At 34.9% G+C, this 3,203-nt stretch carries 1 protein-coding gene and 2 pseudogenes; 2 read left to right on the forward strand and 1 reads right to left on the reverse strand.

Annotated features, from left to right (window positions below; all coding sequences use genetic code 11):
- Positions 1 to 28 precede the first annotated feature (28 nt).
- Positions 29 to 1,084, forward strand: a pseudogene (locus D7V20_RS18770) (IS256 family transposase); the annotation flags it as partial.
- A gap of 22 nt (positions 1,085 to 1,106) precedes the next feature.
- Here D7V20_RS18770 and D7V20_RS18775 read toward each other — a convergent pair.
- Positions 1,107 to 1,805, reverse strand: coding sequence for a toll/interleukin-1 receptor domain-containing protein (locus D7V20_RS18775; RefSeq protein ID WP_228199101.1), 699 nt, complete (start codon positions 1,803 to 1,805; stop codon positions 1,107 to 1,109).
- 106 nt (positions 1,806 to 1,911) lie between these two features.
- Here D7V20_RS18775 and D7V20_RS18780 point away from each other — a divergent pair.
- Positions 1,912 to 3,001, forward strand: a pseudogene (locus D7V20_RS18780) (IS4-like element ISAba33 family transposase).
- Positions 3,002 to 3,203: the final 202 nt, after the last annotated feature.

The following is a 3,203-nucleotide window of genomic DNA, read 5'->3' on the forward strand; positions in this document are numbered from 1 at the left end:
CAGTTTAAGACATTAATGTAAAAAGACAAATAGTCCTCGTATAGGCAAAAATACACGTAATGGCTATACAACAAAACGGCTATTTACTGATGATGGTGAATTTGAACTAGACACGCCTAGAGATCGTGATGGCACTTTTGAGCCCCAGCTGATCAAGAAGAGTCAAACCCGTATCACACAAATGGATAGCCAAATCCTATCCCTATACGCCAAAGGCATGACGACACGAGATATTGTTGCTACATTCAAGGAAATGTACGATGCGGATGTCTCCCCAACGCTTATTTCCAAAGTGACGGATGCAGTTAAAGAACAAGTAATAGAATGGCAAAATCGACCATTGGATGCCCTTTATCCTATTGTCTATATGGATTGTATCGTGGTGAAAGTGCGTCAAGATAGTACGATTATTAACAAAGCGGTGTATCTAGCATTAGGTGTCAATACAGACGGACAGAAAGACTTATTAGGTATGTGGATGTCAGAAAACGAAGGTTCTAAATTTTGGCTCTCAGTCCTTACAGAACTGAAAAATCGTGGTTTAAAGGATATTCTGATTGCCTGCGTAGATGGACTGAAGGGCTTTCCTGATGCAATCAATACAATTTACCCTGATACGCATATTCAGTTGTGTATCATCCACATGGTACGCAACAACCTTAAATATGTGAGTTGGAAAGACTACAAAGCTGTCACAGCCGATTTAAAAAAGATATATCAAGCTGTTACAGAAGACGCAGCCTTACAGGCTTTAGATGAATTTGGACAAAAATGGGATGAGAAGTATCCTCAAATCAGCAAGTCATGGCTTGCCAACTGGTCGAATCTCAACACGTTCTTCGCTTACTCTATGGATATTCGCAAAGCGATTTACACGACGAATGCGATTGAATCATTGAACAGTGTTATCCGCCATGCAACCAAGAAAAGAAAAATCTTCCCAACTGATGATTCCGTGAAAAAGGTGGTATATTTAGCAATTATGGCAGCAAGCAAAAAATGGACGATGCCTATTCAGAATTGGAAAGCTGCTATGAATCGCTTTAGTATCATGTTTGAAGAGCGTGTAACCAAGTATTTTTAAAACTGTATTTACACAGAATTATTTACACCCTTTCAAGCTTCTGTTTAAATGCTTCTTCAACATTACTATCATCATCTAAAAGTGAAAATTTTGGTAATTCCAAATATAGCTTATCTAAGTATTGCTTTACCAAACTGCTGGCATTACTTCTACCCTTTTCTAAAGCATCTATTGCCATTCGATATTGAGTATTTGTGAATAATGCAACTTGATTATCTTCAGCAACAATAAAACTCGGAGCACTACCAAGAAGTTTAGGTTTCTCATATTTATATTTATCATAAGCCCAACGAACTAACTTTTCATATTCCTCTGCATATCTTTCAGAATCCGACAAATCAACATGTAGTCTACCTGCATAAAATATAGGTTTAGGAGCATCAGGTTCAGCTATAACAGCGACAATTTTATTTTTATCCCTTTTACTATAAAGCTCCTGCGATAGAATCGTAGATTCAGTTCCAACACCGCCATGGCGTTGATTTGCACGATCCGTATATTTTCCATCAATAATCATAATTATTTTAGTAATAGTAGGATCATTAACCATACTTTCCATGAAGAATATTGGGTCATCTCCTTCTCTTAATTCCCATTTATCAAGGGCAATATCAATACCATCTTTCATTAAGTTTTCAGCTAATTCTAGAACCCATTCTTCATGTTCAGGACTTGACCAACTATATGAAACAAATATTTTAGGTACATCGACTTGCTGCATTTTTAATATCTCAAAGATAAACAATTATTTTAAAGCTTTGTACACGACAAAAAAAGATAACTCATTGAAATAATGGCATAATACTTGTTTTCTGACGACGAATATGATGACACATTTCAATGAGTTACATCTCATCTTAAACAAATATCTAAAGTGGAACAAGTCACATGCAAAATGTTTTACACTGATTATGCTTGCATTAATTGTAAAACAGACATGTAATCTTTCTTCTGCATCTAAAGCCTTACCCATCAAGTGCTTACCACAATCATTTTATCGACGTATACAACGCTTCTTTGCAGATCAGTATTTCGATTATCGTCAAATTTCTCAGTTAATTTTCAATATATTTTCATTCGATAAAGTCCAATTAACTTTGGATAGAACTAATTGGAAATGGGGAAAACGAGATATTAATATCTTGATGTTAGCCATCGTCTATCGTGGAATAGCGATACCTATTGTTTGGACATTGCTCAATAAACGTGGAAATTCAGATACAAAAGAGCGTATTGCTTTGATTCAACGCTTTATCTCCATTTTTGGTAAAGATCGTATTGTGAATGTGTTTGCAGACAGAGAATTTATCGGTGAGAAATGGTTTACATGGTTAATTGAAAATGACATTAACTTCTGTATACGTGTTAAAAAAACTTTATTGTGACCAATCACTTAGCCAAGAATCATAAAATTAGTGATTTATTTCGTCATCTTCAAGTTGGTCAAACTGAATGTCGTAAACGACGTATTTGGGTTGGTCGAGTGAAACTGTATATTAGTGCGCTACGATTAGAAGATGGAGAGCTTTTACTTGTTGTTTCTCCTATGTTTAATGCTTCTGCTATTCGTGATTATGCATTACGCTGGGAAATCGAAACGTTATTTAGTTGTCTCAAAGGACGTGGATTCAATCTTGAAAATACTCGTTTAACAGACCCTAGACGAGTCAAGAAATTGATAGCAGTGCTAGCTATCGGTTTCTGTTGGTGCTATTTAACAGGTGAATGGCAACATGATCGGAAAAAAGCGATAAAAATAAAGAAGCATGGACGACTTTCAGTAAGTTTATTTCGCTACGGTTTGGACTATGTTCAAATGGCTATTCTACGTTTGATTGGTTTTGGAAAAAAGAAGAATTTAAGAAAGTGCTAGCAATTTTAAGAAAGAAAAAGCCTGATAGGACAAGGATCCTATGAAATTTGTCGTGTACAGAGATTTTAAAGTTATATAACTTATTTTAAGTTAAATAGGGAAAAGAAAAGATAATTCTGTAATGATCATTCACTATTTAGAAAATTTTCACGGTTTTCATTAGGTAATATACAAGAATTAAAAATGTCATGTGATATGTAACCTTTTACTATGAAATAACTTTAAAATTTTATGTATGTTTAGGGT

It is taken from the genome of Acinetobacter rongchengensis, assembly GCF_003611475.1.
Lineage (GTDB): Bacteria > Pseudomonadota > Gammaproteobacteria > Pseudomonadales > Moraxellaceae > Acinetobacter > Acinetobacter rongchengensis.

Bases quoted from the DNA above. Each gene is read 5' to 3' on its own strand.
- D7V20_RS18775 (WP_228199101.1), bottom strand. From the start codon at position 1,805: ATGCAGCAAGTCGATGTACCTAAAATATTTGTTTCATATAGTTGGTCA.